Source organism: Escherichia sp. WS3063 (genome assembly GCF_046486595.1).
In the GTDB taxonomy this organism is placed as follows: Bacteria; Pseudomonadota; Gammaproteobacteria; order Enterobacterales; family Enterobacteriaceae; genus Escherichia; species Escherichia coli.
The window spans coordinates 72312-97290 of the sequence record NZ_JBJQKY010000010.1 but is presented as its reverse complement, the minus strand read 5'-3'; the positions used below and the strand labels follow the sequence as shown (position 1 = coordinate 97290).

The following is a 24979-nucleotide window of genomic DNA, read 5'->3' as shown; positions in this document are numbered from 1 at the left end:
GCCTGACACATTATTTTTCAATCGGATAGATAGTACCCGTGTTCATAATGCCATTAGGATCGAACTGCTTTTTCAGCCCTTCCAGCAACGCCCACGCGCTGCCGTGTTCCAGTTTGCTCCAGTGAACGCGATGTTTACCGATACCGTGGTGGTGCACCATCGAACCGCCGAGACGAATGGTTTCTTCGCAGATGATTTTGTTGAGCGGATTGTGGTACTTGTCGATTTCCTCTTCCGGCTTACAGTCAACGACGTTGTAGTCGTAGACGAAGTACATGTTGGTGCCGTTCTGATAGCTATGAGAGGAGTGACCGCCCAGCATGGTGATGTCGTCGGCGTGCGCGAACTCGGTACGAATACGGTTAATAACGCTTTCGTAGATTTCGTGGATGCAGCTCCAGCAGCCGGACACTTCGGTGGTAAAGCCCATGTTGCCGGTTTTGAGGATCTGCACACGTTCGGCAGCCACTTTATCCGGCCCCCAGTTCAGGTGATTAAACCAGGTTTCGATCAGCTCACTGTCCACGCGCTGGCATTGCGGGTAACGTGCCACGATTTCAGCAATCCCTTCGCCCGTCGCCTTCGCAATGCGAGGGTTACCTTCAGCCATAAAGATCAGCACACATTTACCATCGGCAAAATGGGTGAAGTGTTGGGTGCCATCTTCAGCGTCATACAAACGAGCGATCGACGGACGATACCCTTCCACCATGATTTCACGCAGGATGTTGAAGCCGGTTTTCATGTCTTCCAGGATATAGCCGTAGAAGAGGTTGTTTTCCGGGGTGAACTTAAAGATTTTCACTGTTACTTCAGTGATATAGCACAATGCACCTTCGTTGCCGATGATAATGTGACGAATGTCCGGGCCAGCCGCGCGGCGTGGCACGTTTTTAATACGTGTGACGGTGCCATCAGCCAATACTGCTTCCAGACCAACGACCATATCCTCGATTGCGCCGTAGAGTGTGGAGAACTGCCCGATACTACGGGTCGCCACCAGTCCACCCATCTGCGCCAACGGTTTTGACTGCGGAGAGTGCCCCGTGGTGTAACCTTTTTCACGCAACGCGTTTTCCAGCACTTCCAGCGGAACGCCACATTGCGCCGTGGCCTGCATATTCTCAATATCAATATTAATGATTTGATTCATGGCGGAGCCGTCGAGCACCACCGAGTTTTCCACAACGGTTTCCAGTCCACCTTCGGTAGCGGAAGCACCGGTACGCGGCACACCGTTAATTTTGTGCGCATTCATAAAATTCAGCACACGGGATACTTGTTCTGTGGAACCGAGTTTTACGACCGCTGCCGGAATCGGCAAAGTATAAATGCCATGAATATCCGGAAATTTGCGAAAACGGTCAATACTGTTTTTCTTTAATACTGTTTCATCGGTAATTACGCGATCTGCACCAACAATTTCCTTTAGCTGGTCGACAATCGCTGCGCGAGATAAAGACATAGTAATTCCTTCCTGATAATAAAAATAGAATAATCATTAATAAGAGAAAACAGAAACCACCGTTATGGATTAGCGCACTAAATAACCGCCATCGACCACTAATAAATGCCCGTTAACATAATTTGAAGCCGGACTTGCGAGGAAGACGGCTGCGCCCATTAAATCCTGAGTATCGCCCCAACGGTTTGCTGGAATATGATCAAGAACGCGCTGATTGGTTTCTGGATTACTGCGTGTCGCCAGGGTGATATCGGTAGCGTAATATCCAGGGGCAATACCATTTACCTGAATATTATATTGACCTAGTTCATCACAATAAGCTTTGGTGAATCCGGCAAGAGCATGTTTAGTGGCAGAATATGCAGGTGACCATTGTCCACCTAAGTAAGAGAATAATGAACAGATATTAATGATTTTACCGCTTTTCTGCGGGATCATAATTTTTGCAGCTTCATAGCTTAACTCGAATGCGGCGGTAAGGTTCACGTCAATCATCGGATCCCAGTCGGCACGCCCGAAGTCCAGCACCTTATTCAGCTTACATATACCGGCATTGTTAACCAGAATATCGACGGTACCGAAACGCTCACAGCAGGCAGCGATAATCTTCTGTGGTGCGCCTTCTGCGGTGATATCCACCTGCATGAAGTCCACTTCAACACCCTGTTTTTCAATCATTTCCTTTGTTTCGCCGTTATCTTTGACGAAACTTGGAATAAAGACATTTGCGCCAGCCTTGGCCAGCGCCATGGCAAATGCCTGGCCTAATCCACTATTCCCGCCGGTAACAATTGATGTTTTACCTTTCAGGGAGAAAAAATCCATTGAGAACGCATTGAGAGATTCGATTGACATAGTTAGCTCCAATTTCCGTAAAGCAAAAAAAAAAGAAAGGTAACTTCCCCCGCGAGAGGGAAGTTACCTTTCTCATTATCTCTGGTAACTGGATATAATTTTTAGCATAAGGGCATAAGCGCTAATGTGATCGTAATCACAGTGTGATATTCGTATTATCAAATAATTTTAAAAAGCAGAAGCGTGACTACTCTCACACAACACCACTGCTTTCCATGTTATTTCTTATTGCAATTACTAGAGACCTGAGAAAAGTAATCCACCTGAAAGGGCGGCTTACTTTTCTCTTTTTTTGTCTATTACAAATGGGAATACGATATGCAACACAACTCATATCGCCGTTGGATAACCCTCGCGATAATTAGTTTTAGCGGCGGCGTTAGTTTCGACCTGGCTTATTTACGTTATATTTATCAAATTCCCATGGCGAAATTTATGGGATTCAGCAATACCGAGATAGGTTTAATAATGAGTACCTTTGGTATTGCAGCTATTATTCTTTATGCGCCCAGTGGCGTTATTGCCGATAAATTCTCACATCGCAAAATGATTACTTCCGCGATGATCATTACCGGATTACTGGGTCTGTTAATGGCAACTTATCCACCGCTGTGGGTAATGCTCTGTATTCAGGTTGCCTTTGCGATAACGACGATTTTAATGCTGTGGTCGGTGTCGATTAAAGCCGCATCGTTGCTGGGCGATCATAGCGAGCAAGGGAAAATTATGGGCTGGATGGAAGGGCTGCGCGGCGTCGGTGTAATGTCGCTGGCGGTGTTTACCATGTGGGTCTTTTCTCGCTTTGCACCGGATGACAGCGCCAGCCTGAAAACGGTCATTATCATCTATAGTGTGGTTTACATCTTGTTGGGGATTCTGTGTTGGTTTTTTGTTAGCGATAACAACAACCTGCGCAGTGCCAATAACGAAGAAAAACAATCATTCCAGCTTAGCGACATCCTGGCCGTTTTGCGCATCAGCACCACCTGGTATTGCAGCATGGTGATTTTTGGCGTCTTCACCATCTACGCCATTCTGAGTTACTCCACCAACTATCTCACCGAAATGTACGGCATGTCGCTGGTGGCGGCGAGCTACATGGGGATTGTGATCAACAAAATATTCCGCGCGCTGTGTGGTCCACTTGGCGGCATTATCACCACCTACAGTAAAGTGAAATCCCCTACCCGCGTAATTCAAATCCTTTCCATCATCGGCCTGCTGGCACTGACTGCCCTGCTTGTTACCAACTCTAACCCGCAATCGGTCGCTATGGGGATTGGCCTGATTTTACTACTGGGATTCACCTGCTACGCCTCACGTGGACTGTACTGGGCCTGCCCCGGCGAAGCGAGAACACCGTCTTACATTATGGGCACCACGGTAGGTATTTGTTCGGTGATTGGATTCCTGCCGGATGTCTTCGTTTACCCGATTATCGGCCACTGGCAAGACACCCTGCCCGCTGCAGAAGCCTACCGCAACATGTGGCTAATGGGCATGGCGGCGCTTGCCATGGTGATCATCTTTACCTTTTTGCTGTTCCAAAAAATTCGTACTGCTGATAGCGCCCCCGCAATGGCTAGCAGCAAGTAAGCCAGGAAAATTACAGGAGAAAAATCATGTCGAAAAAATACATCATAGGGATTGATGGCGGAAGTCAGAGCACAAAAGTGGTGATGTACGATCTGGAAGGTAATGTGGTTTGCGAAGGCAAAGGCTTATTGCAGCCGATGCACACGCCAGATGCCGATACCGCAGAACATCCTGACGACGATTTATGGGCATCATTATGTTTTGCCGGTCACGATTTGATGAGTCAGTTTGCCGGAAATAAAGAAGATATTGTCGGTATTGGTCTGGGATCCATCCGTTGCTGCCGTGCGTTATTGAAAGCCGATGGCACGCCAGCTGCGCCGTTGATTAGCTGGCAGGATGCACGCGTTACACGCCCTTACGAACATACGAATCCTGACGTGGCATATGTCACCTCTTTTTCAGGTTATCTGACGCATCGCTTAACCGGCGAGTTTAAAGACAATATCGCCAACTATTTTGGTCAGTGGCCGGTGGATTATAAGACCTGGGCATGGAGCGAAGATACCGCGGTAATGGAGAAGTTTAATATTCCCCGACAGATGCTTTTTGATGTGCAAATGCCGGGCACTGTTCTTGGGCATATCACTCGTCAAGCCGCGCTGGCGACACATTTCCCGGCTGGGCTGCCGGTTGTTTGTACCACCAGTGATAAACCGGTAGAAGCTCTGGGAGCCGGATTACTGGATGATGAAACGGCGGTGATTTCTCTTGGCACCTACATCGCGCTGATGATGAACGGTAAAGCACTGCCGAAAGATCCGGTAGCGTACTGGCCGATTATGTCTTCTATTCCGCAAACCTTGCTGTATGAAGGTTACGGTATTCGCAAAGGCATGTGGACGGTGAGCTGGCTACGCGACATGCTAGGCGAGTCGTTAATTCAGGATGCCAAAGCACAGGATCTTTCACCGGAAGATTTGCTCAACAAAAAAGCGTCTTGTGTGCCGCCTGGCTGTAATGGTCTGATGACGGTGCTGGACTGGCTGACCAATCCGTGGGAACCATACAAACGCGGGATTATGATCGGCTTTGATTCCAGCATGGATTACGCATGGATATATCGTTCGATACTGGAAAGCGTGGCGCTGACGCTGAAGAACAATTACGACAATATGTGTAATGAAATGAATCACTTTGCAAAGCATGTGATCATTACTGGCGGCGGTTCGAACAGCGATCTGTTTATGCAGATTTTTGCCGACGTGTTCAACCTTCCGGCACGCCGTAACGCCATTAATGGTTGTGCAAGTCTGGGGGCAGCGATCAATACGGCGGTAGGTCTGGGGCTATACCCGGATTACGCAACGGCTGTCGATAAAATGGTTCGCGTGAAAGATATCTTCATACCGATTGAGAGCAATGCCAAACGCTACGACGCGATGAATAAAGGCATTTTCAAAGACCTAACCAAGCACACTGATGTGATCCTGAAAAAATCGTATGAAGTGATGCATGGTGAGCTGGGGAATGAAGATTCGATCCAGAGCTGGTCGAATGCGTAAGTGAGATAAACAGTGCCGGGTAGATGATTAATCCCGGCATATTCACGTTTCCACCACAAAATACCGGGTAACCACTGCTGAATATTGTTCTCTCCTGAGCAGCGTTTATGCTTTAATTGCTAAACCGATTTAATTAGTTTAGCAATTAGTATATTGGAGCCTTTATGAGCGCAAGAGTATGGGTACTCGGTGATGCGGTTGTTGATTTATTACCCGAAAGCCAGGGGAGACTACTACAGTGTCCTGGCGGGGCGCCTGCTAATGTTGCAGTCGGTATCGCAAGGCTGGGGGGGAAAAGTGCCTTTATTGGCAAAGTTGGCGATGATCCTTTCGGTCGCTTTATGTATCAGACACTGAGTACAGAAAATGTTGATACACGTTATATGTCTCTTGATCCTCAACAACGCACCTCAATTGTGGCTGTAGGACTTGATGAGCAAGGAGAAAGAAACTTTACCTTTATGGTACGCCCAAGTGCCGATCTTTTTTTACAACCTGGTGACCTTCCTGCATTTGGGCCGGGTGAATGGCTCCATCTTTGTTCCATTGCGCTCAGTGCAGAACCTTCCCGAAGTACCGCATTTCTGGCTATGGAGAAAATACGTCAGGCTGGCGGAAACATCAGTTTTGATCCCAATATCCGCAGCGATCTCTGGCAGAGTGAAGCGCTATTAAGGAAATACCTTGATCGCGCACTTTCGCTGGCGAATATCGCTAAATTGTCCGAAGAAGAGTTGCTATTCATCAGTGGCGAAAGCCAGGTTCAGCAAGGCGCATATTCATTAGTACAACGTTATTCGTTGACTTTATTGCTTATTACACAAGGAAAAAATGGCGTACTTGTGTATTTTCAGGGGCAGTTTATCCACTATCCCGCCAAACCTGTTTCTGTCGTCGATACGACCGGGGCAGGAGATGCTTTTGTCGCTGGATTACTTGCAGGTCTGGCTGATTCTGGAATACCAACAAATACCAGACAGCTTGAACGAATCATTGCACAAGCTCAGATTTGTGGTGCTCTGGCGACCACGGCTAAAGGCGCGATGACCGCCTTACCCCGACAACACGATCTCCCTTCATAATAGTGATCCTGCTGTTGTATCTGTAACCCGATTTGTCGTGCCTGTCACATTTACTAAATCGGTTTAGCGAAAATAATTGCTCTGGCTAAAAAGTCAGCTTTATTATCAACACCTAAACCGGTTTAGCATTTTAGCAATTTTTATAATTCTCTGATGGGACGCGACAAATTATGTATAAAAAAACAACTTTGGCAATGTTAATTGCTTTGCTGACCGGTGCTACAACGGTACATGCGCAAACGGATATTAGCAGTATCGAATCTCGACTGGCGGCGTTGGAACAACGTTTAAAAAATGCGGAATCCCGCGCCCAGGCGGCAGAAGCAAGGGCCAAAACAGCTGAATTACAGGTTCAGAAACTGGCTGAAACACAACAACAAAATCAGCTAACAACTCAAGAAGTAGCACAGAGAACAGTTCAGCTCGAACAGAAATCCGCAGAAAACAGTGGTTTTGAGTTTCATGGCTATGCCCGTTCCGGGTTACTGATGAATGATGCCGCTTCCAGTAGCAAAAGTGGGCCGTATCTGACTCCCGCAGGTGAAACTGGTGGAGCTGTTGGCCGTCTGGGAGATGAAGCCGATACCTATGTCGAGTTAAATGTAGAACATAAACAAACACTGGATAACGGTGCGACCACACGCTTTAAAGCTATGTTGGCTGACGGACAAAGAGATTACAACGACTGGACTGGCGGCTCCAGTAACCTGAATATCCGACAGGCTTTTGCCGAACTGGGCGCATTACCAAGTTTTACCGGAGCATTCAAAGACAGTACTGTCTGGGCTGGTAAACGCTTTGATCGCGACAATTTTGATATTCACTGGTTAGACTCCGATGTCGTATTTTTAGCGGGAACGGGCGGCGGTATCTATGACGTAAAATGGAACGATACATTCCGCAGTAACTTTTCTCTCTACGGACGTAATTTCGGCGATCTTGATGATATCGACAATAACGTTCAGAACTACATCCTCACCATGAATCATTATGCAGGCCCCTTCCAGTTGATGGTTAGCGGATTACGGGCAAAAGATAATGATGATCGAAAAGATGCCAATGGTGATCTCATTCAAACTGATGCTGCAAATACTGGCGTACATGCGTTAGTTGGTCTGCACAATGACACTTTCTATGGCCTGCGTGAAGGGACGGCAAAAACAGCACTGCTATATGGCCATGGCCTGGGTGCGGAAGTCAAAGGGATTGGCTCCGATGGCGCTCTGCTGTCTGAGGCGAATACCTGGCGCTTCGCATCTTACGGCACAACACCTCTGGGAAGCGGTTGGTATGTTGCGCCAGCAATTCTCGCGCAAAGCAGTAAAGATCGTTACGTCAAAGGCGATAGCTACGAATGGGTGACCTTCAATACACGTCTGATCAAAGAGGTAACACAGAATTTTGCTCTGGCCTTTGAGGGTAGCTATCAATATATGGATCTGAAGCCAAAGGGGTATCAAAACCACAACGCCGTAAACGGCAGCTTCTATAAACTCACCTTTGCTCCAACTCTAAAAGCTAACGATATCAATAATTTCTTTAGCCGTCCGGAGCTTCGCCTGTTTGCCACCTGGATGGACTGGAGCAGCAAACTTGATGATTTTGCCAGCAATGACGCTTTCGGCAGCAGTGGTTTCAATACTGGCGGAGAGTGGAATTTTGGTGTCCAAATGGAAACCTGGTTTTAATACCAGACAGCCTCACGGATGTGAGGCTTTTACTGAAATAACAATGAATTAGAGGGTTATATGGATTTCGATAAAATCGCCCAATCGTTGCTTCCTTTATTAGGTGGTAAGGAGAACATCACCAGTGCAGCACATTGCGCCACTCGCCTACGGCTGGTACTGGTTGACGACACACTTGCCGATCAACATGCCATTGGCCAGATTGATGGAGTGAAAGGTTGTTTTCGTAATTCAGGGCAAATGCAAATCATCTTTGGCACCGGCGTGGTTAATAAAGTCTATGCTGCCTTTATTCAGGTTGCAGGTATTAGCGAATCCAGTAAAGCAGATACCGCTCGACTCGCCGCTCAAAAACTCAATCCTTTTCAGCGAATAGCACGGCTACTTTCTAATATTTTTGTCCCCATCATTCCAGCCATTGTTGCTTCTGGTTTATTAATGGGGCTTCTGGGAATGGTGAAAATATATGGCTGGGTGAATGCCGATAATGCGATTTATATCCTGCTGGATATGTGCAGTTCAGCCGCATTTATTATTCTCCCCATCCTTATTGGCTTTACTGCTGCTCGTGAATTTGGTGGAAATCCTTATCTTGGCGCGACATTAGGAGGGATTCTGACTCACCCGGCACTCACAAATGCCTGGGGCGTTGCTGCGGGATTTCAGACAATGAACTTCTTCGGTTTTGAAATCGCCATGATTGGCTATCAGGGAACGGTTTTCCCCGTACTTCTGGCAGTATGGTTTATGAGCATAGTGGAAAAACAGTTACGCAGGTTTATCCCTGATGCTCTGGATCTCATTCTGACGCCATTTCTGACTGTCGTCATTTCTGGCTTTATCGCTCTTTTGATTATTGGTCCGGCAGGACGAGCGTTAGGTGACGGTATCTCTTTCGTTCTCAGCACGCTGATTGCACACGCAGGCTGGTTAGCAGGGTTGTTATTCGGCGGACTATATTCAGCGATTGTTATTACGGGTATTCATCATAGCTTCCACGCAATTGAAGCAGGACTTTTAGGTAACCCTGCAATCGGTGTTAATTTCCTGCTGCCTATTTGGGCAATGGCAAACGTTGCGCAAGGCGGTGCATGTCTGGCGGTATGGTTTAAAACCAAAGATACAAAAATTAAAGCAATCACCCTACCCTCGGCCTTTTCCGCAATGTTAGGGATTACTGAAGCCGCTATTTTTGGTATCAACCTTCGTTTTGTTAAACCTTTTATTGCGGCCTTAATTGGTGGCGCTGCCGGCGGTGCCTGGGTTGTCTCTGTTCACGTTTATATGACTGCCGTTGGTCTGACCGCAATACCCGGCATGGCAATCGTTCAGCCAACATCGTTGGTTAATTATATTATTGGAATGGTGATTGCTTTCGCTGTCGCTTTTAGCCTCTCTTTATTACTCAAATACAAAACGGACGAGGAGTAATGTCGATGCCTTCACAAATGCCCGCGATTTTACAGGCAGTGATGAAAGGTCAGTCCAAAGTACTGGCAGATGCCCACTATCCTTGTTGGCATCTCGCTCCCGTCACTGGACTAATGAACGATCCAAATGGCTTTTGCTGGTCTGGAGGCCGCTATCATCTGTTTTATCAGTGGAATCCACTGGCTTGTGATCATAAGTACAAATGTTGGGGGCACTGGAGTTCGACGGATTTATTGCACTGGCAGCATGAACCATTAGCGCTAATGCCCGATAAAGAGTACGACCGTAATGGTTGTTACTCAGGAAGCGCGGTTAATAATCAGGGCGTTCTCACACTTTGCTATACCGGTAATGTTAAGTTTGATGATGGCAGCAGAACGGCATGGCAATGCCTGGCCACCGAAAATAACCAGGGCGGGTTTGATAAACTAGGCCCTGTCATACCGTTACCTGATGGTTACACCGGACATGTTCGTGATCCAAAAGTCTGGAAGCACAACAGCCAATGGTACATGGTGCTTGGCGCGCAAGATAAAGAGAAACGGGGGAAAGTGCTGCTGTATTCCTCTGTCGATCTCTATACCTGGTCTTTTCATGGAGAAATTGCTGGTAACGGTCTGAATGAAATAGATAACGCAGGATACATGTGGGAATGTCCTGATTTTTTCGCCCTTGATGGTGAATACATTCTCCTCTGTTGCCCCCAGGGAATGGTGCGCGAACATGAGCGCTATCTGAATACTTATCCCTGCGCCTGGCTACATGGACAGTTTGATTACGAGACAGGCAAATTTACGCATGGCGCTTTCTCAGAGCTGGATGCGGGATTTGAATTCTATGCACCACAGACGATGGAAGCCCCGGACGGGCGACGATTGCTGGTCGGCTGGATGGGGGTTCCTGATGGCGAAGAGATGTTGCAACCAACCAGAAAGCATCATTGGCAGCATCAAATGACCTGTTTTCGCGAACTCTCATTCCAGAAGGGAAAATTGTTTCAGATGCCAATCAGGGAACTCGCGCAACTGCGTGAAGCTGAACACTTCTGGCAAGGAAAAGCAGATCATGCGCCGCATGTCGAAATTGAACGCCTGGAAATGGACATCATTCCGTCGGGTGAGCTGTATCTGAATTTTGGCAATGCGCTGGCACTGCATCTTAATGACGATGGTATTCAACTACAGAGGAGAAGCCTTGCAGGGCAAGAGAAACTAACTCGTTACTGGCGAGGAAGCGTAACGTCACTGAAGATTCTCTGTGACAGTTCCAGCGTAGAGATATTCATCAATAATGGTGAAGGTGTAATGAGTAATCGTTATTTTCCCCATCATCCAGCTTCGCTGATATTACAGGGTGAGTCTGACGTCACGTTACGCTACTGGTCGCTACGCGCCTGCATGGTAGAATGAGGGTTTTGAATTACGGATCCTCGTCGTGAGAAAAACCAAACGCGTTACTATTAAAGACATTGCTGAACTGGCGGGAGTGTCGAAAGCAACCGCCAGTCTGGTTCTCAATGGTCGTGGCAAAGAGTTACGTGTTGCGCAGGAAACGCGTGAGCGTGTGCTGAGTATTGCCCAACAGCAGCATTATCAGCCCAGCATTCATGCCCGCTCATTACGGGACAACCGCAGTCATACCATTGGTCTCGTCGTTCCTGAAATCACTAACTACGGATTTGCAGTATTTTCCCATGAACTGGAAACATTGTGTCGGGAAGCGGGCGTCCAACTCCTCATATCCTGTACTGATGAAAATCCTTCACAGGAAACAATGGTGGTGAACAATATGATTGCCCGCCAGGTTGATGGGTTAATCGTCGCATCCAGTATGCTGCATGATAATGACTATCAAAAACTTAGCGAGCAATTACCTGTTGTGTTGTTCGATCGCCACATGAACGGCAGCACATTGCCATTGGTCATTACTGACTCTGTTTCTCCCACCACCGCTCTGGTGGCAGATATTGCACGGAGTCACCCGGATGAATTCTATTTTCTGGGGGGACAACCCCGTTTGTCACCGACTCGCGATCGACTGGAAGGATTTACACAAGGCTTGCAGCAAGCCGGAGTAACGCTACAACCTGAATGGATTATTCACGGTAATTATCATCCGAGCTCAGGCTATGAAATGTTTGCCGCGCTATGCGCTCGTTTAGGACGTCCCCCTAAAGCCTTATTCACTGCCGCTTGTGGATTACTGGAAGGCGTTCTGCGCTATATGAGCCAATATAATTTACTCGACAGTAAAATCCACCTGGCGAGTTTTGATGATCATTACTTGTATGATTCACTTTCGGTAAGAATCGACACAATACAACAGGATAATCGCCAACTTGCTTTTCACTGCTTTGAGCTTATTTCGCAACTGATTGAAGGTGAAACGCCATCCCCATTACAGCGTTATCTTCCAGCCAGTCTACAAAAACGCTACCGATAATCCCGTCACTATCTTGCATCGCCCCTGTAAAACGGGGCGATTATTTTCATTCTGAACGTTAAATATTAATGATGAATAATCAAATCAGGCAATATTCAAATATTTATGTGTCTGCATCGACAAACGCCAGTTGCGCGCTATGCAGGTATCGATACATAAACGCGTAGCATCTTCCTTCTGGCTAATTGGCTGAAGTGCAATGACTCGCGGTTTATCATCGGTCAGCGTCGCAAGCAATTCATCCAGTGCTTCGATATCACGTACGCGTCCCACTGGATGCTTGATTTCGTTGGCTCGCTCCAGTGCCTGTGACAACACTTCATAGCCGCCGCGCATATTCAGCTTTGGCGATACGGTAACCCAGGTATTCGGTGTGCAGCGTACTTCATGAGTACCACTGGTTTCGATCTGGCAGCTAAAACCGTTCTTTTCGAGCAGGTCAGTCAGTGGCAGCAAATCATGAATGCAAGGCTCACCACCCGTAATCACCACATGCCGCGCGGTGTATCCCTGGCGACCAATGACAGCCAGCAAATCTTCACTGCTCGCAGCCCCCCACTTATCACTCTCTTTGGTCTTCGCCAGAATGCTGAAAAGGGAAACTTCCCGATCCTCAAGCTTTTCCCAGGTGTGTTTGGTGTCGCACCAGGCACAGCCAACCGGGCATCCCTGTAAACGAATAAAAATGGCGGGGACGCCGGTAAAGTAACCCTCACCTTGCAGGGTCTGGAACATCTCGTTAATCGGGTACTGCATAGCATTCTCTGTGAAGTGGATAATTGTTAATTATTGCAGATCCTGCCACAACAATCATGTCTTATTAACATTCTGTTACAGGCAGGTTTAAGGCAAAAAGTGGATGAGATCATAAAGAATAAAATGAAGCGGCGTATTATGTTTTAAGGAATTAATTAAAAGGGACATAGACATGCTCAGGATATTCATCGTAATTATATTTATTGTCAATTTATCAGGCTGTGGATATAACGATATTCAAACCTATGATGAGCAGGTTAACGCCTCCTGGTCTGAGGTATTGAATCAATATCAACGTCGCGCCGATCTTATTCCTAATCTTGTCGCCAGTATTAAAGGTTATTCCAGCCATGAACAAGAGGTACTGGAAGCCGTAACATTGGCACGTAGCCAGGCTAATCGCGCCAGTAGCGATCTTCAGCAAGCTCCGGGAGATGCGCAAAAATTACAAGCCTGGCAACAAGCCCAGGCGCAGGTGTCTCGCACTCTCGGTCAGTTAACGATAATTAGTGAACGTTACCCTGAGTTAAAAGCTCAGGAACTCTATCAAAACTTAATGGTACAGCTCGAAGGAAGTGAAAATAGAATTGCCGTTGCGCGAGGAAGATATATTAAAGCCATTGAACAATATAATGTCACTATCCGCAAATTCCCCGCTGTATTAACCGCAAAGGTCATGGATTACACACCAAAGAAAAATTATTTGCCGGATGATGTCACCGCAGTAAGTAAAGCCCCAACAATAGATTTTAGCCAGAATGCTAATGCGCATTAAGCGGGGAAGTTCTATGCGAAATTTTATCTTCCTTATGGCTTTCTTCTGTTCATCTGTGTTTGCCACACAAATTCCAGTACCTGAATCCCCCAAGTATGTGAATGACTTAACCGGCACATTAACAAACAGCGAAGTAAACACCCTGACCAACCAGATTAAAGCCCTGACGCAAAAAAACCACGCACAGTTGGTCGTGTTAGTGGTTGATACAACAGGCGATGAAACCATCGAGCAGTACGCAACGCGGGTATTCGATAGCTGGAAACCGGGTGATAAAGACCGCGATGATGGCGTTCTACTGTTAGTCGCCTGGCAGGATCATACCGTGCGTATTGAAATCGGTTACGGACTGGAAGGTATTATTACGGATGCACAGTCCGGGAAAATTATTCGCAACAGTATTATTCCGGCATTTAAAAAAGGCGACCTGGCTGGTGGTTTACAAAAGGGGATCAACGATATTGAAAGTCGCCTGACGGGGAATAATTCAGCAACGATAACACCGACCGATCACCCTTTGCCCTTTAGCGGTTGGTGGGCTTTGTTAGTCTGGGCGATAATACTGACGTTTATTTCTGCCAGAGGATATATCAAAACGCTGGGACTGATTTGCTTCGCAGCTATTGTACTGGCCTTTGTTTTACCTATAGCAGGTTTCAGCGGAAGCTGGGGAGTGCTCGCAACATTACTCTGCTTCGCCACACCGTTCCTGGCTGTCGCCATCGCTTTTACTCCCTTCGGCAAAAAGGTTCGGGATTCGATGCGTAATACCAACCAGCCATCACGCCATACAAGAAGTAATTCTTCCTCCCACTATTCGTCATCGTCATCCTCTTCATTCGACAATGACAATTTCCGCGGTGGTGGCGGTTCATCTGGTGGCGGTGGCGCTTCCGGACGCTGGTAACAAAAGGAATTGATATGCGTATTTTTCTCTTACTTCTGATGCTATGCGGTTTTCAGGTATTCGCTGAACAATTGCCTTCAGTAACTGACTTAACCGGGACATTAACGACAGAAGAACAAACTGCTTTAAATCAACAATTACAGACTCTCGAGCAGCAAAACCACTTCCAGGTGGCCGTGTTGGTTACGCCGACTACAGGGGGCAAAAACATTAAACTTGCAGCCTCGCAGAGATACGGGTTATATCACTGGAAACCCGTTGGAGAGAAGCGATATGGCGAAGGTATCTTAATTCTCGTCGTATGGCCGGAAGGGCTGGCGTCAATGAAGATTGGACATGGACTGGAACAGATGTTGCCGCCAGAACAAGCTGCGCAAATTGTTCGTTACCATATGCAGCCAGAATTCGAAAAAAGCAATCTCTTTGCTGGATTAACGGGCGGAATTGAAAGCATCGCACAGTTTACCCATATCAAAGCGAACCTTAGCCCTTTGGATGCTTTAGCCAATCATCTGTTTGCTAATCCACAACGTTCGCTGCCATGTCTTGCCTGGACACTGCTGATGATCGTTGCCATCGTTGTCCTCTGGCGATTTACCAGCCGTCCTGGGCCTGGCATATGGATGATATCGATGATTACCCCTATGGTCTGGTTTTTCTTCTTTCAGGATGATGTCATCATTCGGCGGGTGTCGATCGTTTGTTTTAGTTTATTGTTAGCAACAACCTGCTGGCAGCGTCTCGCGGTAGTTTTTAATATGTGCCGCGCATTTCCTATGATGCTGGCCCCCAAAAATAAAAACACTAAAGTGAAAAAACAAAAGAAGACCCAGCAATTTCCTGAATCAGGACGAAATTCATTGTTTGTCGTGATGCTGATAATTGTTGTGGGATGGTGCCTGGTGTTCGCCAGTAATAAAGATATTGCATTCATCTCAACAATTATTGGGTTAATTGATCATTTTATCGGCCCAATAACCATTGCTGGCATCGTTCTGCTGATCATTGTGGCCAAATTTACTGGCAATCTTAAACTGGGGTCAGGAGAAAAAAGCAACAGGAAAACGGGGAATCGTAATGCTCATTCTCGCTCTTCGTCGAGAAATTCTTTCCGCGGTGGTGGCGGTTCTTCAGGAGGCGGCGGTTCATCCGGACGCTGGTGATCATTATGCGCTTAATCTTTTTTCTACTTACTTTATGGTGCCTTCCTGGGCTTACCCAGCAAATTGCAGTGCCGGAGCTGCGCCAACAGGTGACCGATATTACTGGTACCTTAAGCACGTCTGAACAACAATCACTAACACAACAGCTGCAGGATATTACACAAAAAACACGGGCACAGGTCGCTGTATTAATAGTGCCATCCACCGGAGACGATTCTATTGAACAATATGCTACAAGGGTTTTTAACAATTGGCGTTTAGGAGATGCCAAACGCAATGATGGGATACTGATCATTGTTGCCTGGTCGGACCGCACTGTCCGCATCCAGGTAGGTTATGGGCTGGAAGAAAAGGTAACCGATGCTCTGGCTGGAGATATCATCCGTAGCAACATGATACCCGCATTTAAACAACAAAAATTAGCTCAGGGATTAGAGCTAGCTATAAACGCTTTGAATAACCAACTCACTTCACAACACCAATATCCGGCTAATCCTTCAGAAATTGAATCAGCGTCTTCCAGTGATCATTATTACTTTGCTATTTTTTGGGTATTTGCAGTGATGTTCTTCCCTTTCTGGTTTTTTCATCAAGGCAGTAATTTTTGTCGCGCATGTAAAAGCAGTGTCTGTATTTCAGCAATCTATCTTTTAGATTTATTCCTGTTCTCCGATAAAACTTTTTCCATTGCTGTATTTTTCTTCTTTTTTACTTTCACCACCATTATGGTCTTTACCTGTTTATGTGTACTTCAGAAAAAAGCATCTGGTAGAAGTTATCATTCAGACAACAGCGGTTCCGGTGGCGGCTCAAGTGGCGGCGGATTTAGCGGCGGGGGCGGTTCTTCTGGCGGTGGCGGCGCGTCCGGTCGCTGGTAACTCAACCATAAAAAATGCCAGCCCGAAGGCTGGCATTTTTAAATCAGATAAAGTCAGACTTATGCCTGGCCTTTGATCTCTTTACGACCGTTGTACGGTGCTTTTTCGCCCAGAGCTTCTTCGATACGAATCAGCTGGTTGTATTTAGCAACACGGTCAGAACGGCTCATAGAACCCGTTTTGATCTGGCCTGCAGCAGTACCAACAGCCAGGTCAGCGATGGTAGCATCTTCAGTTTCGCCAGAACGGTGAGAGATTACTGCAGTGTAGCCAGCGTCTTTCGCCATCTTGATTGCAGCCAGAGTTTCGGTCAGGGAACCGATCTGGTTGAATTTGATCAGGATGGAGTTAGCGATACCTTTTTCGATACCTTCTTTCAGGATCTTGGTGTTGGTTACGAACAGGTCGTCACCAACCAGCTGGATTTTGTCGCCCAGAACTTTGGTCTGGTATGCGAAACCGTCCCAGTCAGATTCGTCCAGACCGTCTTCGATAGAAACGATCGGGTACTGTTTGGTCAGTTCTTCCAGGAAGTGAGTGAATTCTTCAGAGGTGAATGCTTTGTTGCCTTCGCCAGCCAGAACGTATTTACCGTCTTTGTAGAATTCAGAAGCTGCGCAGTCCATCGCCAGAGTGATGTCTTTGCCCAGTTCATAACCAGCAGCTTTAACAGCTTCAGCGATAACAGCCAGAGCTTCAGCGTTGGAACCCAGGTTCGGCGCATAGCCACCTTCGTCACCAACAGCAGTGTTCATGCCTTTCGCTTTCAGAACTTTTGCCAGGTGATGGAAAACTTCAGAACCCATGCGGATGGCTTCTTTCACAGTTTTCGCGCCAACCGGCTGAATCATGAATTCCTGGATATCAACGTTGTTGTCAGCGTGCTCACCACCGTTGATGATGTTCATCATCGGAACCGGCATGGAGTATTTGCCCGGAGTGCCGTTCAGTTCAGCGATGTGCTCGTACAGCGGCATACCTTTAGCAGCTGCAGCAGCTTTGGCGTTAGCCAGAGATACAGCCAGGATTGCGTTCGCGCCGAATTTGGATTTGTTTTCGGTGCCGTCCAGGTCGATCATGATCTTGTCAATGCCAGCCTGATCTTTAGCATCTTTGCCAATCAGCGCCTGAGCGATCGGGCCGTTTACCGCAGCAACAGCTTTGGTTACGCCTTTACCCAGGAAACGGGATTTGTCGCCATCGCGCAGTTCCAGAGCTTCACGGGAACCAGTAGAAGCACCTGACGGAGCAGCTGCCATACCGACGAAACCACCCTCCAGATGTACTTCGGCTTCAACAGTCGGGTTACCACGGGAGTCGATGATTTCACGACCGATGATTTTTACGATTTTGGACATTAGGTTTTCCTCAAGTCACTAGTTAAACTGAAACTCCAGACAAACAACGCGTACCCAGGGTACGCGTTGCCGTTCTAACTTTTTTCTTACTTCGCCTGACGCTTCTGGAACTCGCTGGCGGCTTTCACAAAGCCTGCAAACAGCGGGTGACCATCACGTGGAGTAGAAGTAAACTCCGGATGGAACTGGCAAGCCACGAACCACGGGTGATTCGGAACTTCGATGATCTCGACCAACTGATCATCCCCGGAACGGCCCGCAACGCGCAGACCTGCATCTTCAATCTGTTTCAACAGCATGTTGTTGACTTCGTAACGGTGACGATGACGCTCAACAATTGTCGGCGCATTGTACAGCTGGCGAACCAGGCTATCGTCAACCAACTGGCACTGCTGTGCGCCGAGACGCATGGTACCGCCGAGATCGCTCTTCTCGCTACGAACTTCAACGTTGCCGTTTTCATCGCGCCACTCGGTAATCAGCGCCACAACCGGGTACTTACAGTCTGGCACAAATTCCGTAGAGTTGGCGTTCTCCATGTTGGCAACATGGCGAGCGTAATCAATTAACGCCACCTGCATACCCAGGCAAATGCCCAGATAAGGAATATTGTTCTCACGCGCAAAACGCGCGGTCGTAATCATGCCTTCTACGCCACGATAGCCGAAACCGCCAGGTACGAGGATTGCGTCCAGACCTTTAAGGATTTCAACGCCGCGCGTTTCAACATCTTGTGAATCGATCAGTTTGATGTTGACGCTGACACGATTCTTCAGCCCACCGTGTTTCAGTGCTTCGATCACGGATTTGTATGCATCCGGCAGCTCAATGTATTTGCCGACCATACCAATGGTGACTTCACTTACCGGATTCGCTTCTTCGAAGATAACCTGTTCCCATTCGGACAGATTCGCTTCCGGGCAGTTTAAGCTGAATCGTTTACAAATATAATCGTCCAGCCCCTGAGATTTCAACAGGCCCGGAATTTTATAGATGGAATCGACGTCTTTCAGAGAAATAACCGCTTTTTCCGGAACATTACAGAACAATGCAATCTTCGCACGTTCGTTCGCCGGAACGGCGCGATCTGAACGACAAATCAGGATATCAGGCTGGATACCGATTGAAAGCAGCTCTTTTACAGAGTGCTGAGTCGGTTTGGTTTTGACTTCACCAGACGCTGCCATGTACGGCACCAGCGTCAGGTGCATAAACAGGGTGTGCTCACGGCCAATTTCAACAGCCATCTGGCGAATCGCTTCAAGGAACGGCAGGGATTCGATATCACCTACAGTACCGCCGATTTCTACCAGTACCACGTCATGACCTTCGCCGCCTTCCAGCACGCGCTCTTTGATAGCGTTAGTGATGTGCGGAATAACCTGTACGGTTGCGCCGAGGTAGTCGCCACGGCGTTCTTTACGCAGAACGTCAGAGTAGATACGACCCGTGGTGAAGTTGTTGCGGCGGCTCATTTTGGTACGAATGAAACGCTCGTAGTGCCCCAGGTCCAGGTCGGTTTCAGCGCCGTCTTCAGTAACGAACACTTCCCCGTGTTGGATTGGGCTCATAGTACCTGGATCGACGTTGATGTACGGATCCAGTTTCATGATGGTCACATTGAGGCCACGGGCTTCAAGAATGGCTGCGAGGGAGGCTGCGGCAATGCCTTTACCCAGAGAGGATACGACCCCGCCGGTCACAAAAATATAGTTCGTTGTCATGCTGAACCTGAGAAGTTAGGTTGAAAAGACGATGGAATAACCAGGACGGGAAAGCAGTATACCCGAACATGACCTGTGCCACAAACTTTCATTATCCCTCCTCTTCGCCAGCGCACTATTGAAATCAGGAGTGAGAAAATAGCCCCTTTGGGGTAAATGTTTTTGACGCAAATCAAGCGCTTGTCATTTAAAAAATGACACAAATGGCGCTTGACCGCGTAATTCCCTTAGAGATCAATTTCCTGCCGTTTTACCTGTTGCCAGACTTCTTCCATTGTTTCGAGGTCAACACCTGTCATTTCCAGTCCACGCGCGGCAACAATACGCTCCACTTCGCGAAAACGACGCTCGAATTTTTCGTTCGCTTTTTGCAATGCGATTTCCGCTTTTGTCCCTAAATGACGAGCCAGATTGACCGTGGCAAACAGCAGGTCACCCATTTCCTCCTCCAGTTTAGCCTGGTCGACAACAGCCTGCTGCGCCTCGTACATCACCTCGTCGATCTCTTCGTAGACTTTATCGACTACCGGACCAAGCGTCGTCCAGTCGAAGCCAACGTTGGCGCAACGTTTCTGGATTTTTTGCGCACGCATTAAAGCCGGTAAACTACGAGGAATATCATCCAGCGCCGAATGCTGTGCTTTCTGCGCGCGTTCTTCGGTTTTGATTTGCTCCCAACGGGCGAGCACTTCACTACTGTTTTCGGCAGAACTGTCAGCAAAAACATGCGGATGGCGACGCTCTAATTTATCGCTAATCGCGGCGCAAATATCATTAAAGTCAAAGCGCCCTTCTTCCTGAGCCATTTGCGCGTAAAACACCACCTGGAACAGCAGATCGCCCAGTTCACCGCGCAGATCGTCAAAATCTTCACGGGCGATGGCGTCCAGCACCTCGTAGGTTTCTTCAAGGGTGTAAGGCGCAATGGTGGCAAATGTCTGCTCTTTATCCCACGGGCAGCCGTTTTCCGGGTCGCGCAGGCGCTGCATGATGGTGAGCAAACGGTCGATTTGATTCATTGAATTGTCCTGAAAATTGCGGGTCCGTCAGGTGGAAACCTGTGACCAGAATAGAAGTGAGTTAGTAACACCTACCCAATCAGCACGTTAATTTTGGCTTTAATGAGTTGTAATTCCTCTGGGGCAACTGTTCCTTTCTTCGTTGCTCCTCTTGCCCGCCAGGCGATACTTTTTACCTGATCAGCTAACGCTACGCCATCACGTTCCTGACCGGATAGAACAACTTCAAACGGATATCCTTTTGATTGCGTTGTACAAGGAACACACAGACACATACCTGTTTTGTTGTTGTACATGAACGGACTGAGGACAACAGCCGGACGATGTCCGGCTTGCTCGCTACCTTTTGTCGGGTCAAAATCAACCCAAATCAGATCGCCCATATCGGGTACGTATCGGCTTACCATTACCAGACTTCCTTATCTTTCGGCTCCCCCCAGTCGATATTCTCGTGGAGGTTTTCCGGCGTGATGTCGCTGACCAGTTCAGCAAGCGTAAATACGGGCTCTTTACGTACTGGCTCAATAATTAATTTGCCATCCACCAGGCCAATCTTCACTTCATCATCAATATTCAGATTGAGCGCCTGCATTAACGTAGCTGGGATCCGCACTGCAGGAGAATTTCCCCAACGCTTTACGCTACTGTGGATCATAACCCTTTCCTCAAACCGCTATCATATGTAGATACAGTATATATCAATCTACATTGTAGATACGAGCAAATTTCGGCCTAACTCCCGTGCAACCGACGTGCATCGATAACATCCGGCACCTGGTTGAGTTTACCCAGCACGCGCCCCAACACCTGCAGGTTATAAATCTCAATAGTCATGTCGATGGTTGCCAGTTGCTGTTTGGTGTCGCTACGGCTGGCAACGCCAAGTACGTTCACCTTCTCGTTGGCGAGAATGGTCGTGATATCACGTAACAACCCACTACGATCATTAGCCACCACGCGGACCACCAGCGAATATCCGGCGGAGTAGCTCTCGCCCCATACCGCGTCAACAATGCGTTCTGGCGCATGGGAGCGCAGTTCCGCCAGTTGTTCGCAATCGGCGCGGTGTACTGAAATACCGCGTCCCTGGGTAATGAAGCCGACAATCTCATCTCCAGGAATCGGCTGGCAGCAGCGCGCGATGTGGTGCATCAGGTTACCGACACCTTCTACCACCACACGACCGTTATCTTTACTGCGGTTTTGCGGCGTGTAGCTTTTTTGCTGAAGCTGTTTCAGCGCGGCGGCATCCTGCTCTTCGGCACTCGGCTTATTAAATTGCGATTGCAGGAAGTTCACCATCTGATTGAGACGGATATCCCCGCCACCAATCGCCGCCAGCAACTCGTCGACATCATTGAAGTTGTAACGCGGCAGCAGGTGTTTTTCTGCTTCTTTCAGGCTGATCCCCAGATGTTCCAGCTCGTCATCAAGGATTTGCCGTCCAGCCAGAATGTTTTTGTCACGATCCTGTTTACGGAACCAGGCGTGAATTTTCGAGCGCCCACGACTGGTTGTGACGTAACCGAGATTTGGGTTTAACCAGTCACGGCTGGGGTTCGGCTGTTTCTGGGTGATAATTTCAATCTGGTCGCCCATCTGCAGCTGGTAGGTGAACGGCACAATGCGCCCGCCAATTTTTGCCCCGATGCAGCGGTGTCCGACATCACTGTGGATGTGGTAAGCGAAGTCCAGCGGTGTTGATCCCGCAGGCAAATCAACGACATCACCTTTCGGCGTAAAGACGTACACCCGGTCGTCAAAGACCTGGCTACGTACTTCGTCGAGCATTTCGCCGGAATCAGCCATCTCTTCCTGCCACGCAATCAGTTTACGCAGCCAGGCAATCCGGTCTTCATGTCCCGAACGTGCGCCGCCAGCAGCCGCGCCCTCTTTATATTTCCAGTGCGCAGCAACACCCAGCTCTGCATCTTCATGCATCTGTTTGGTGCGGATTTGGATCTCAACGGTTTTTCCACCCGGCCCCAGAACCACGGTATGAATAGACTGATAACCGTTTGGTTTCGGGTTAGCAACGTAATCGTCGAACTCATCCGGCAGGTGGCGATAGTGAGTGTGCACTATCCCCAGTGCGGCATAACAATCCTGTAAACGCTCGGCGACAATACGTACCGCACGCACATCAAACAGCTCATCGAAGGCGAGGTTCTTTTTCTGCATTTTGCGCCAGATGCTGTAGATGTGTTTCGGACGACCATACACTTCAGCTTTAACGCCTTCAGCTTTCATCTCAGCGCGCAGATGGCCGACAAACTCTTCGATATAGTGTTCGCGGTCGAGACGGCGTTCATGCAGCAGTTTTGCGATGCGTTTGTATTCGGTCGGGTGCAGATAACGGAAGCAGTAATCTTCCAGCTCCCATTTCAGTTGCCCAATCCCAAGACGGTTCGCCAACGGCGCGTAGATATTGGTGCACTCTTTTGCCGCCAGTACGCGTTCATCTTCCGGCGCATCTTTTACTTCGCGCAGGTGAGCAATACGCTCCGCCAGTTTGATGACCACGCAGCGAAAATCATCGACCATCGCCAATAACATCCGGCGAACGTTATCGACCTGTTCGGAGGAAACAGAATCAGTGTGCGTCGCTTTCAGCTGGCGGATCGCCGCCATATCACGCACGCCGTGAATAAGGTTAACGACCGACTTACCGACGCTCTCACGCAGCACATCTTCGCTGACTACGTTGGCATCAGCCAGAGGGAACAGCAGCGCCGCCCGCAGCGTGTCAATGTCCATACTTAATGTCGAGAGGATCTCCACCATCTCAACACCACGCCACAATAACAAACTGGCATCCGGATGCCCCTGCGTCTGTTGCAGACAATACGCCCAGGTTTCGGCTAAGCACTCACACGACTTCTGGCTGGTAATACCCAGACTTGCGATCCATTTTTCCGGATCAAATTCACCAGCCTTATTGATATGTGCACTTCTTACCGCAACCATCGTCCTCTCCTTTAGGGACCAGACCTGCCGAAATCGGCAAATCGCAACTATTTAACGCGCGAGAAAAGTACCATCGATTCCAGATGTCCCGTGTGTGGGAACATATCCAGCATCGCCAGTCGCGCAATGGTATATCCTGCTTTTAATAACGCTTCGCTATCCCGAGCCAGCGTTGCAGGGTTACAGGATACATAAACTATACGAATAGGTTCCAGTTTTATAATTTGCTGCATAACACCTGCGGCACCTGCTCGCGCCGGGTCCAGCAACACTTTATCGAAGCCGTTTTTCGCCCACGGCTGCTTTGTGACATCTTCTTCAAGATTTTCGTGATAAAACGTCACATTGTGTAAGCCATTAAGACGCGCATTCTGCTGGCCTTTTTCCACCAGCGCCGGAACACCTTCTACACCCACCACACTGGCAGCTTGTGTCGCCAATGGCAGTGTAAAGTTGCCCATACCGCAGAACAGATCCAGTACGCGATCTTCAGGTTGCACATCCAGCCATTCCAACGCACGCGCTACCATTTTTTGGTTCACACCCGCATTGACCTGAATAAAATCGCGCGGGCTAAAAGTTAAGCGCAACCCATTTGAGTCATACCAGGGCATCTCACCAGAGACGGTTTCGAGTATCTCACTATCGGGGGCGAGATACAGATCCAGGCCTTCAGAATGCGAAAAGCATTCCAGTTTTTCGCGATCTGCCGAACTTAGCGGTGCGGTATGGCGCAAAATCATTAGCGTGCCGCTGGTTGCCTGTACCAGTTCAACATGACCAAGATGGCGCATAGCTTGTAAGCTGCCCAGGCATGCCCTGACTTTGGGCAGCAATGCTTCAAGTTGGGGCACTAAAATGGGGCATTGTTTAACGTCGACAATGTCACTGGAGCCCGCTTTGCGAAACCCCATCTGAAGTTGCTGTGTTTTCGGTAAGTAGTTCAGACTTAAACGCGCGCGACGGCGATAGCCCCAGGGAACATCGGCGATCACTTCAGAGACTTCGTGTTTCATTAATCGGGCGAGTGCCGCACTTTTGCTTCGCTGCTGTAAATCCACACTGGCGTGTTGTTGCTGACAGCCGCCGCATACGCCAAAATGAGGACAGCGTGGCGTTTCGCGTTCCGGACTATCGCTTAACCGGCGTACGACTTTAGCGCGGGCATACTGTTTTTTATCTTCAGTAACAGTAACTTCCGCGTTTTCCTGCGGCAATAATCCGGGGATAAACAACGTTTTGCCGTTATGTCGCGCCACACCCTGACCAAAAGAGTCGAGGTCGTTGACTGAAACGGTTATGATCTGACGCGTCGTCGTGCGTCGTTTTGCAGAGTAGAATTGCGCCATTGGCGAGACTTTCTCAATT

Annotated in this window: 20 protein-coding genes and 1 pseudogene; 11 read left to right on the top strand and 10 right to left on the bottom strand. The window is 48.3% G+C overall.

Annotated elements, in window-relative coordinates; genetic code table 11:
• Nucleotides 1-10: 10 nt before the first annotated feature.
• Both ACJHYW_RS12315 and ACJHYW_RS12310 read right to left on the bottom strand, forming a co-directional pair.
• Complete coding sequence (locus tag ACJHYW_RS12315; protein ID WP_410233360.1) at nucleotides 11-1465, bottom strand: FAD-binding oxidoreductase; 1455 nt, start codon at nucleotides 1463-1465, stop codon at nucleotides 11-13.
• 69 nt (nucleotides 1466-1534) lie between these two features.
• Nucleotides 1535-2320, bottom strand: coding sequence for an SDR family oxidoreductase (locus ACJHYW_RS12310; protein ID WP_001361315.1), 786 nt, complete (start codon nucleotides 2318-2320; stop codon nucleotides 1535-1537).
• Nucleotides 2321-2638: 318 nt separating this feature from the next.
• Between ACJHYW_RS12310 and ACJHYW_RS12305 the strand changes: the two genes are divergently transcribed.
• The 7 genes from ACJHYW_RS12305 (at nucleotide 2639) to ACJHYW_RS12275 (ending at nucleotide 12064) form a co-directional block, all read left to right on the top strand.
• Nucleotides 2639-3916 (top strand): MFS transporter, encoded by a 1278-nt coding sequence (locus tag ACJHYW_RS12305; RefSeq protein ID WP_001164562.1) that lies wholly within the window; start codon nucleotides 2639-2641, stop codon nucleotides 3914-3916.
• A gap of 26 nt (nucleotides 3917-3942) precedes the next feature.
• Nucleotides 3943-5421 carry an FGGY-family carbohydrate kinase gene (locus tag ACJHYW_RS12300; RefSeq protein ID WP_000039729.1) on the top strand — a complete coding sequence of 493 codons (1479 nt, stop codon included), beginning with the start codon at nucleotides 3943-3945 and terminating at the stop codon, nucleotides 5419-5421.
• A 164-nt stretch (nucleotides 5422-5585) separates the two neighbouring features.
• A complete protein-coding gene (locus tag ACJHYW_RS12295; protein WP_001276284.1) occupies nucleotides 5586-6503 on the top strand; it encodes an aminoimidazole riboside kinase in 918 nt (305 codons plus the stop codon).
• A gap of 170 nt (nucleotides 6504-6673) precedes the next feature.
• On the top strand, nucleotides 6674-8191 hold the full coding sequence (locus ACJHYW_RS12290) for a carbohydrate porin (RefSeq protein ID WP_000277206.1): 1518 nt from the start codon (nucleotides 6674-6676) through the stop codon (nucleotides 8189-8191).
• Between the two features lie 60 nt (nucleotides 8192-8251).
• On the top strand, nucleotides 8252-9622 hold the full coding sequence (locus tag ACJHYW_RS12285) for a sucrose-specific PTS transporter subunit IIBC (protein WP_061092716.1): 1371 nt from the start codon (nucleotides 8252-8254) through the stop codon (nucleotides 9620-9622).
• Nucleotides 9622-11031: a sucrose-6-phosphate hydrolase gene (locus ACJHYW_RS12280; protein WP_032245922.1), complete on the top strand. Its 1410-nt coding sequence runs from the start codon at nucleotides 9622-9624 to the stop codon at nucleotides 11029-11031. Before ACJHYW_RS12285 ends, ACJHYW_RS12280 begins: the two co-directional genes overlap by 1 nt.
• A 25-nt stretch (nucleotides 11032-11056) precedes the next feature.
• Complete coding sequence (locus ACJHYW_RS12275) at nucleotides 11057-12064, top strand: LacI family DNA-binding transcriptional regulator (RefSeq protein ID WP_001232705.1); 1008 nt, start codon at nucleotides 11057-11059, stop codon at nucleotides 12062-12064.
• An 84-nt stretch (nucleotides 12065-12148) separates the two neighbouring features.
• Here ACJHYW_RS12275 and queE read toward each other — a convergent pair whose 3' ends face one another.
• Nucleotides 12149-12820: a 7-carboxy-7-deazaguanine synthase QueE gene (queE, locus tag ACJHYW_RS12270; protein WP_001199974.1), complete on the bottom strand. Its 672-nt coding sequence runs from the start codon at nucleotides 12818-12820 to the stop codon at nucleotides 12149-12151.
• 172 nt (nucleotides 12821-12992) lie between these two features.
• Between queE and ACJHYW_RS12265 the strand changes: the two genes are divergently transcribed.
• The 4 genes and pseudogenes from ACJHYW_RS12265 to ACJHYW_RS12250 all read left to right on the top strand — a co-directional run bounded on the left by ACJHYW_RS12265 (nucleotide 12993) and on the right by ACJHYW_RS12250 (nucleotide 16543).
• Nucleotides 12993-13595: a LemA family protein gene (locus tag ACJHYW_RS12265; protein ID WP_000944228.1), complete on the top strand. Its 603-nt coding sequence runs from the start codon at nucleotides 12993-12995 to the stop codon at nucleotides 13593-13595.
• Between the two features lie 13 nt (nucleotides 13596-13608).
• Nucleotides 13609-14280, top strand: a pseudogene (locus tag ACJHYW_RS12260) (TPM domain-containing protein); the annotation flags it as partial.
• A gap of 236 nt (nucleotides 14281-14516) precedes the next feature.
• On the top strand, nucleotides 14517-15665 hold the full coding sequence (locus ACJHYW_RS12255) for a TPM domain-containing protein (RefSeq protein WP_001217974.1): 1149 nt from the start codon (nucleotides 14517-14519) through the stop codon (nucleotides 15663-15665).
• 5 nt (nucleotides 15666-15670) lie between these two features.
• The gene (locus ACJHYW_RS12250) at nucleotides 15671-16543 is read left to right on the top strand and encodes a TPM domain-containing protein (RefSeq protein WP_089075444.1); all 873 of its coding nucleotides are present in this window, start codon (nucleotides 15671-15673) and stop codon (nucleotides 16541-16543) included.
• Nucleotides 16544-16602: 59 nt separating this feature from the next.
• Here ACJHYW_RS12250 and eno read toward each other — a convergent pair whose 3' ends face one another.
• The 7 genes from eno to rlmD form a co-directional block, all read right to left on the bottom strand.
• Entirely contained in the window at nucleotides 16603-17901 is a 1299-nt protein-coding gene (gene eno, locus ACJHYW_RS12245) for a phosphopyruvate hydratase (protein WP_000036723.1), read from the bottom strand.
• Nucleotides 17902-17987: 86 nt separating this feature from the next.
• Complete coding sequence (gene pyrG / locus ACJHYW_RS12240) at nucleotides 17988-19625, bottom strand: glutamine hydrolyzing CTP synthase (RefSeq protein ID WP_000210878.1); 1638 nt, start codon at nucleotides 19623-19625, stop codon at nucleotides 17988-17990.
• A 227-nt stretch (nucleotides 19626-19852) separates the two neighbouring features.
• Nucleotides 19853-20644: a nucleoside triphosphate pyrophosphohydrolase gene (gene mazG / locus ACJHYW_RS12235; RefSeq protein ID WP_001071641.1), complete on the bottom strand. Its 792-nt coding sequence runs from the start codon at nucleotides 20642-20644 to the stop codon at nucleotides 19853-19855.
• A gap of 71 nt (nucleotides 20645-20715) precedes the next feature.
• Nucleotides 20716-21051 (bottom strand): endoribonuclease MazF, encoded by a 336-nt coding sequence (gene mazF, locus ACJHYW_RS12230; protein WP_000254738.1) that lies wholly within the window; start codon nucleotides 21049-21051, stop codon nucleotides 20716-20718.
• Complete coding sequence (mazE, locus tag ACJHYW_RS12225; RefSeq protein WP_000581940.1) at nucleotides 21051-21299, bottom strand: type II toxin-antitoxin system antitoxin MazE; 249 nt, start codon at nucleotides 21297-21299, stop codon at nucleotides 21051-21053. The genes mazF and mazE overlap by 1 nt, the downstream gene beginning before the upstream one ends.
• A 77-nt stretch (nucleotides 21300-21376) precedes the next feature.
• Nucleotides 21377-23611 carry a GTP diphosphokinase gene (gene relA, locus ACJHYW_RS12220; protein WP_000226815.1) on the bottom strand — a complete coding sequence of 745 codons (2235 nt, stop codon included), beginning with the start codon at nucleotides 23609-23611 and terminating at the stop codon, nucleotides 21377-21379.
• Nucleotides 23612-23658: 47 nt separating this feature from the next.
• Nucleotides 23659-24960 (bottom strand): 23S rRNA (uracil(1939)-C(5))-methyltransferase RlmD, encoded by a 1302-nt coding sequence (gene rlmD / locus ACJHYW_RS12215; RefSeq protein ID WP_000046818.1) that lies wholly within the window; start codon nucleotides 24958-24960, stop codon nucleotides 23659-23661.
• Nucleotides 24961-24979: the final 19 nt, after the last annotated feature.

Bases quoted from the DNA above. Each gene is read 5' to 3' on its own strand.
- ACJHYW_RS12315 (WP_410233360.1), bottom strand. From the start codon at position 1,465: ATGTCTTTATCTCGCGCAGCGATTGTCGACCAGCTAAAGGAAATTGTT.
- queE (WP_001199974.1), bottom strand. From the start codon at position 12,820: ATGCAGTACCCGATTAACGAGATGTTCCAGACCCTGCAAGGTGAGGGT.
- ACJHYW_RS12265 (WP_000944228.1), top strand. From the start codon at position 12,993: ATGCTCAGGATATTCATCGTAATTATATTTATTGTCAATTTATCAGGC.
- eno (WP_000036723.1), bottom strand. From the start codon at position 17,901: ATGTCCAAAATCGTAAAAATCATCGGTCGTGAAATCATCGACTCCCGT.
- ACJHYW_RS12280 (WP_032245922.1), top strand. From the start codon at position 9,622: ATGTCGATGCCTTCACAAATGCCCGCGATTTTACAGGCAGTGATGAAA.
- ACJHYW_RS12285 (WP_061092716.1), top strand. From the start codon at position 8,252: ATGGATTTCGATAAAATCGCCCAATCGTTGCTTCCTTTATTAGGTGGT.
- ACJHYW_RS12250 (WP_089075444.1), top strand. From the start codon at position 15,671: ATGCGCTTAATCTTTTTTCTACTTACTTTATGGTGCCTTCCTGGGCTT.
- rlmD (WP_000046818.1), bottom strand. From the start codon at position 24,960: ATGGCGCAATTCTACTCTGCAAAACGACGCACGACGACGCGTCAGATC.
- ACJHYW_RS12290 (WP_000277206.1), top strand. From the start codon at position 6,674: ATGTATAAAAAAACAACTTTGGCAATGTTAATTGCTTTGCTGACCGGT.
- mazF (WP_000254738.1), bottom strand. From the start codon at position 21,051: ATGGTAAGCCGATACGTACCCGATATGGGCGATCTGATTTGGGTTGAT.
- ACJHYW_RS12295 (WP_001276284.1), top strand. From the start codon at position 5,586: ATGAGCGCAAGAGTATGGGTACTCGGTGATGCGGTTGTTGATTTATTA.
- ACJHYW_RS12255 (WP_001217974.1), top strand. From the start codon at position 14,517: ATGCGTATTTTTCTCTTACTTCTGATGCTATGCGGTTTTCAGGTATTC.
- mazE (WP_000581940.1), bottom strand. From the start codon at position 21,299: ATGATCCACAGTAGCGTAAAGCGTTGGGGAAATTCTCCTGCAGTGCGG.
- ACJHYW_RS12300 (WP_000039729.1), top strand. From the start codon at position 3,943: ATGTCGAAAAAATACATCATAGGGATTGATGGCGGAAGTCAGAGCACA.
- relA (WP_000226815.1), bottom strand. From the start codon at position 23,611: ATGGTTGCGGTAAGAAGTGCACATATCAATAAGGCTGGTGAATTTGAT.
- mazG (WP_001071641.1), bottom strand. From the start codon at position 20,644: ATGAATCAAATCGACCGTTTGCTCACCATCATGCAGCGCCTGCGCGAC.
- pyrG (WP_000210878.1), bottom strand. From the start codon at position 19,625: ATGACAACGAACTATATTTTTGTGACCGGCGGGGTCGTATCCTCTCTG.
- ACJHYW_RS12310 (WP_001361315.1), bottom strand. From the start codon at position 2,320: ATGTCAATCGAATCTCTCAATGCGTTCTCAATGGATTTTTTCTCCCTG.
- ACJHYW_RS12305 (WP_001164562.1), top strand. From the start codon at position 2,639: ATGCAACACAACTCATATCGCCGTTGGATAACCCTCGCGATAATTAGT.